Below are 2568 nucleotides of genomic sequence, written 5' to 3'. Positions count from 1 at the left end.
GAATTACGAAGCTGATCCAGTTTTTGATTCAATGTCTCTAAGGAAACCTTCAGTTTCTTCAGATTGGCTGTGATCGTTTCTTTCTGCCCGGGAAGCATCAGAATCAGTTTAGACGCAATCGCATCCGCCTGCCTGAGCATCAAATCTGGATCGAGCCAGATAAATGAAACCGTTCCCGCATGTGAATGAGCTCCCCCTGCACCATGACTATGCACTTCAAAATCGGGAACGGTAATCAGAGCCTCTTTCAGGGAGAGAGATGTTCTTAAGACTTTGGAACGGGGGAGAGACAGTTTTTTGACCCAGTCGGCAAAGTCGGCCCCGTTAGTCACAATCAGATCCGCATTTTGAATGATCTGGATCATGGCATCATCGGGGAGCCAGGTTTCGGGATCTGCATCGGGTGGAACGGGATTGAGAACCTGGACATCAGGTCCGACAAGTGATTCCACAATAAATTGCAGCGGATAATTGACCACGACGACAAGCGGTGTCTGATTTTCTGTCGCACGATTTTTTTCCTGCTGTGCCTGCTGCTGACAGGCAAACAGCGTCGTCACGGAAATCAAAGCTATGAATAAATAGATACGTTGCATCATCAAATATCACTAAATAAACAGAAAACGCATCATCTGATACGCATAAACCCGAAACGCGGCTGCAATGACCAAAACAAAGATCAAACTGGTTCCCAGAATTAAAATAATTTCGGTCAGTTGCAGTTTCCAGATTGTTGATCGGCTGCAACCTAATTGAAACATAGTTTGCCTTTCCCGTTTTCGCAGACGTAACGAAAGCACGAAAATCAAAGACAGTAACAATCCCACCGAAACGGAAACCAGCAATGTATTCATGTCAAATAATTGCTTGACGCGAAACACCATTTGCAGCAACTCATAAACTATTTCTGTCGGGCGAATCAACTGCAACGTCGCGTTATCTGTATCATATTTCCCCAGTAATAAGACTTCCGATTTTTCACTAAATGGGACCAGAATGATCGACGAGATAGGAAATGATCCGGTCTGGCCATGAAAATGAAACGAAGCCAGATTCTCATCGGTCACCTCATTGAACTGCGGGACGGCGGCATTCGCGACGACGCGTTGACCGTCCTGTTTCAATACCAGATCTTTGTCTGTCTCGTTGTCAATTGTCTGATGTCCGTGACCAATTCCGGAGATAATCCATTCGGTTTTTAAATCAACAAAAACGGCATCATCGTCCGGAGAACCCGCTTTTTCCAGTACGCCCACCACATGCATTTTCAGAGGATAATTCCCCGAAAGGTCGAACACATTGAGTGGGTCCGACATCAGACGGTCACCCGCTTTTAACTGTCGCTTTTGCGCTACGTTGGCACCGATGACACAGTCTCCCAGTCGTCTCAGGTTTGTCCCTTCTGAGACCACCAGCTTTCGAAATTCGAAGTAATCCAATGTCGTACCCACAATGGGAGCCCCCTGGGCAGTGAACCGGATTGAGAGTGGAATCGGCAGTGCATAGTCTGTTTCCTGGATCGTTTCCACTTCCTGCATGGTTGTGGGTTCCAGCTCCGCGCGGCTGAAATACATGGACTGCAACGCCAGATCGAATCGGCTCCCTTTGGCCCCTGCGACCAGGGGAGTCGTGCGCGCTCTGGCCATTAAATCCTGTTCAAACTGAGTAACACCAAATTGCAGTAAAACGGGGAGCAGTAAAGCCAGCGACACACACAGAATCAGAGTGACTGTTTTGAGTCTGTTATATGCTAAATAGCGAAATGTCAGCCTGAGAATCCCATTCATGCCGTTTCCACCACTTCATGAAAACTTTCAATATCGATGGTACGCTCAAACTGATCCAGCAGACGGTCATCATGAGTCACCATGATCAGAGTGGCTTTCGTACTGGCCGCATGTTCGATCAACAAATCACGAATCAAACGCTTATTGGCCGGGTCCAGGTTTCCTGTAGGCTCATCCGCTAACAGGATGTGAGGCTGAGGTAACAGCGCCCGACAAATCGCGACCCGCTGCCGTTCCCCTTGCGAGATCTGGTCGATTCGAGCCTGGAAATACTGGTCGATCTGCATAGAAGTCGCCAGTTCCCGGGCACGATCCTGCACACTTTGATCCAGTTGCAGTGTCCCATTAATAAAGTATGGAAGCAGAATATTTTCATGGACATTCAGATAATCGATCAATTCGAATTCCTGAAAAACGAAACCAATTCTGGAAATGCGATAGGCACGTCGCTGGCTGTCATTCAGCGTTTTCAAATTGATTCCGCAAGAAGTCAGCGTTCCCTGATTCGGAATCAGAATCCCTGAAATCAAATTCAACAGTGTCGTCTTACCACAACCGCTGGGACCAATCACGGCGACTTTTTCTGCCTCTTTGATTTTCAAATCAGCTATGTTCAACCGAAACTGTGATTGAGGATAACGGAATTGAAGCTGTTGCATCTGGATCATCAGGAACTCGAATCTGCTGACTTCGTTTCGGGTTGACCGTTTTCAGAATTGTCCGATTCTTCCGTATTCACTTCTCTCAAACTGGTCTGAAATCGTAATCGCTGTTCATCCAG

The 2568-nt window shown here is 47.2% G+C and carries 3 protein-coding genes; all 3 read right to left on the bottom strand.

The features are described 5' to 3' along the window. Positions 1-599: metal ABC transporter substrate-binding protein (locus Q0294_RS09055; protein WP_299463646.1), on the bottom strand; the 599-nt coding region annotated here is incomplete at its 3' end. Positions 600-608: 9 nt separating this feature from the next. Continuing rightward, positions 609-1787 (bottom strand): ABC transporter permease, encoded by a 1179-nt coding sequence (locus Q0294_RS09050; protein ID WP_299463643.1) that lies wholly within the window; start codon positions 1785-1787, stop codon positions 609-611. Continuing rightward, positions 1784-2446 (bottom strand): ATP-binding cassette domain-containing protein, encoded by a 663-nt coding sequence (locus Q0294_RS09045; protein ID WP_299463640.1) that lies wholly within the window; start codon positions 2444-2446, stop codon positions 1784-1786. Before Q0294_RS09045 ends, Q0294_RS09050 begins: the two co-directional genes overlap by 4 nt. Between the last annotated feature and the right edge of the window lie 122 nt (positions 2447-2568).

Source organism: uncultured Gimesia sp., assembly GCF_937919775.1.
Classification (GTDB): domain Bacteria; phylum Planctomycetota; class Planctomycetia; order Planctomycetales; family Planctomycetaceae; genus Gimesia.
The sequence above is the reverse complement of the archived record's forward strand: the minus strand, read 5'-3'. Positions and strand labels throughout refer to the sequence as shown.